Origin of the sequence: Tenacibaculum sp. L6 (assembly GCF_028823685.1) — a bacterium.
Classification (GTDB): domain Bacteria; phylum Bacteroidota; class Bacteroidia; order Flavobacteriales; family Flavobacteriaceae; genus Polaribacter.
On record NZ_JAPEHZ010000109.1, the window covers coordinates 1 to 3,467 of the forward strand.

Genomic DNA, 3,467 nt, shown 5'->3' on the forward strand with positions numbered 1-3,467 from the left:
CCAATTTGATTTCTTCAAATTGGAGTTTTTTTTTACGGTCTATTCTCTAGTCTCTCTTTTCTCATTTCTAAGTTTCCTATTCAAGAACTTCTTCAATAATTTTTCCAGAACATCCGTTAGGGAATTCTATCTGTAATAAATTAGAAATCGTTGGAGCAATATCTACAATTTCATATTTCTTTTTAGAAACACCTTGTTTAATTCCGTTTCCGTAGAAAATCATAGGAATGTGAGTGTCGTACGAGTAACCTGAACCGTGTGTAGTTCCTTTTCTTGAACTACTAGCAATAGTTGACGGATTAGGTATTAAAATAACATCACCCGAAAACTTTTGATTGTAACCGTTTTGTAATACATGTAAAATTCCGTTAGTAAACGTTGTGGTTTGCATGGTTCTAGCAGTTACCGATTTATAAATCTTTTTATGATTAATAGCTTCATCTGCTATAGTTTGTGCTACGTTTTCATAGTTAAGGTTTAACTCTCTAATCTTATCTTTATTTAAGAAAACTTGGAAGTTAGAAACGTTTTCAATAATCTCATCAGATTTAAAATGTTTTAAGGTAATTTCATTTAAAAAGTTTTTGAAAGCAACAGGCTTTACATAACCAGCAGGTATTTTTAAAGACTCTAAGTATGAAGGAACTTGCACAGCAGCATGATCGGCAGTTAAGAATAATGTATAGTTGTCTTTTCCAACCTGTGTGTCTAAAAACTTAAATAAATCAGCTAAATCTTGATCTAAGCGTAAATACGTATCTTCAATTTCTTTGGAAGCAACTCCAAACTGATGTCCAACATAATCAGTTGAAGAATAACTGATTGCTATAAAATCAACAAATTCAGATTTTCCTAAGTTTTCACCTATAATAGTAGCTTTGGCAAAATCGGTAGTAATAGAATTACCAGCAGGAATTCCTTTTATAATACTGTAATTGTTGTTACTTTTTCTTAGCGTAGGAATATCATGAGGGAATACAGGTCTCTCTTGTCCTTTAAAAGTAACTTCAAAGTCGTTATCGTCTTCAATACTTTGAGTGTACGTACTGATATCATACAAAGTTTCCCATGGTTTGCTTAAATATTCATCAGCTTTTCCAGAAGCATTGAATTCTTGTACCCAAGTAGGTAATTCATTTAAGTAAAAAGAAGAAGAAATCCATTGTCCTTTATCACCACCATCAAACCAATATGCAGCATCGGCAGTGTGACCTGCAGGTAAAATAGCTGATCGGTCTTTAATAGCAATTCCAATAGTTTTTCCTCTCATATTTTGAGCCAGTTTTAACTGGTCGGTTACGGTAGTCGTTAACATTCTGTAAGGAGATTTTTTTCCTCCTTCACCGTCATTACCAATTGTATTGTAGTTGTCATCATCTACACAATAAATAGTCTTTTTTAAGTGTTTATCGTACCAATGGTTACTTATAATACCGTGATTTGTAGGGGTAGTTCCTGTGTAAATAGAAGTGTGTCCTACAGCAGTATAGGTAGGGATGTAGTTGTAATGAGCGTTTTCTAAAGAAAATCCTTCTCTTTGTAAACGTTTAAAACCATCATTTCCATATCGACTAGCGAAACGAGTAAGATAATCATATCGCATCTGATCAATAACAACCCCTACAACCAGTTTAGGTTTTTGGGTACTTTTTTGAGGAGCGGTAGCACAACCTGTAATACATACAACGGCTAGTAAAAAAGCTAATTTTTTCATTTTATTTTTTAAAAATTAAAACTCAAAGGTACATAAAAAGAAAGCTAAAACTCTTAAATAAGGCGAGGAGTTAATGGTTTTTTAATACTTTAGCAGAAAGAAAAAATAGATTTCGTTTAATGAATTACATTGAGCATATAGGCAAATACGTTGTAATGCTAAAGCAGGTTTTTACAAAGCCACAAAGAGCAAGAGTGTTTCGTGAAGCTTTATTTAGAGAAATAGATGAATTAGGGCATAAATCGATAGGGATTATAGCTTTTATATCCTTTTTTATTGGAGGAGTTATTGCCTTACAAACAGCGTTGAATTTAGAAAGTCCGTTTATTCCAAAATCATTAATTGGTTTTGCGGCGAAACGATCGGTTATTTTAGAGTTTGCACCTACATTTTGTTCTATTATTTTAGCAGGAAAAGTAGGGTCTTATATTACTTCAAGCATAGGAACGATGCGTGTTACAGAGCAAATTGATGCGCTAGAAGTAATGGGGATTAATTCATTGAATTATTTAGTATTACCTAAAATAATAGCTACTGTTTTCTTTTATCCTTTTTTAATTGTTTTAGGAATGTTCTTAGGAATTTTTGGAGGATGGGTAGCAGGAGTTTTATCAGGATTGTTTTCTGGGGCAGATTACATAGCAGGAGTTCAAATGGATTTTGATCCGTTTTTAATTACGTATGCATTGATAAAAACGGTGGTTTTTGCCTTTTTAATAGCTACAGTACCTTCATATCACGGATATTATGTAAAAGGAGGATCGTTAGAGGTTGGTAAAGCAAGTACCCAATCGGTAGTGTGGACAACTGTACTTATCGTAATCGCAAACTATTTCTTAACTCAAATGTTATTAACCTAATGATAGAAGTAAATAATTTACATAAAGGATTTAATGGTGTTGAGATTTTAAAAGGTATATCAACCTCATTTAAACCAGGAGAAACAAGTTTAATCATTGGTCAAAGTGGTTCAGGTAAAACGGTATTTCTAAAATCCTTAATTGGATTACATACACCAGAACAAGGAACAATTGTGTATGATGGTTTAGCAAATGTTGATATGACGATAGAAGACAAACGTCAATTTCGACAAGAATTAGGAATGGTATTTCAAGGAAGTGCATTGTTTGATTCGCAAACAGTAGAAGAAAATGTGATGTTTCCTTTAAAAATGTTTACGAAGAAACCTGAAGATGAAATGTTAGATAGGGTAAACTTCGTATTGAAACGTGTAAACCTTGAAAATTCAAATAAAAAGTTTCCAGCACAATTATCGGGAGGAATGCAAAAACGTGTAGCAATTGCCCGTGCTATTGTAATGAATCCTAAATACCTATTTTGTGATGAGCCTAACTCAGGCTTAGATCCGCAAACATCTATTGTAATAGACAACCTAATTCAAGAAATTACTGACGAATATCAAATCACTACAGTAATAAATACACACGACATGAATTCGGTGATGGAAATTGGAGATAAGATTGTTTTTCTAAAAAATGGAGTTAAAGCATGGGAAGGATCACACAAAGAAATCTTCAAAACAGATAATGAAGCAGTGGTAGATTTTGTGTATTCATCAAATTTATTTAAAAAAGTAAGAAAAGCATACTTAAATGATCTTTAGGTAACTTTCTGTTAATTAATAGGTAACAAAAAACATTAAAAATTTTTCAAAAAAACTTCTAAAAAATGTTTGTGGGAACAATAAAAGCTTCTATATTTGCACCCGCAAACGCAGAAAAGCAAAAGCAAA

3 protein-coding genes are annotated in these 3,467 nt (G+C 32.5%); 2 read left to right on the forward strand and 1 reads right to left on the reverse strand.

Translation table 11 applies throughout. From position 1 onward, the window contains the following. Positions 1–76: 76 nt before the first annotated feature. Positions 77–1,714 carry an alkaline phosphatase PafA gene (gene pafA / locus OU788_RS11965; RefSeq protein ID WP_274635379.1) on the reverse strand — a complete coding sequence of 546 codons (1,638 nt, stop codon included), beginning with the start codon at positions 1,712–1,714 and terminating at the stop codon, positions 77–79. A 119-nt stretch (positions 1,715–1,833) separates the two neighbouring features. On the opposite strand from pafA, the gene OU788_RS11970 reads away from it, so the two are divergent. Both OU788_RS11970 and OU788_RS11975 read left to right on the forward strand, forming a co-directional pair. Further along, positions 1,834–2,574 (forward strand): MlaE family ABC transporter permease, encoded by a 741-nt coding sequence (locus OU788_RS11970; RefSeq protein WP_274635380.1) that lies wholly within the window; start codon positions 1,834–1,836, stop codon positions 2,572–2,574. Next, entirely contained in the window at positions 2,574–3,338 is a 765-nt protein-coding gene (locus OU788_RS11975; RefSeq protein ID WP_274635381.1) for an ABC transporter ATP-binding protein, read from the forward strand. Before OU788_RS11970 ends, OU788_RS11975 begins: the two co-directional genes overlap by 1 nt. The last annotated feature ends 129 nt before the right edge of the window (positions 3,339–3,467 follow it).

What these genes read in the sequence shown, in the direction of transcription:
- OU788_RS11970 (WP_274635380.1), top strand. Translation starts at nt 1,834, where the DNA reads ATGAATTACATTGAGCATATAGGCAAATACGTTGTAATGCTAAAGCAG.
- OU788_RS11975 (WP_274635381.1), top strand. Translation starts at nt 2,574, where the DNA reads ATGATAGAAGTAAATAATTTACATAAAGGATTTAATGGTGTTGAGATT.
- pafA (WP_274635379.1), bottom strand. Translation starts at nt 1,714, where the DNA reads ATGAAAAAATTAGCTTTTTTACTAGCCGTTGTATGTATTACAGGTTGT.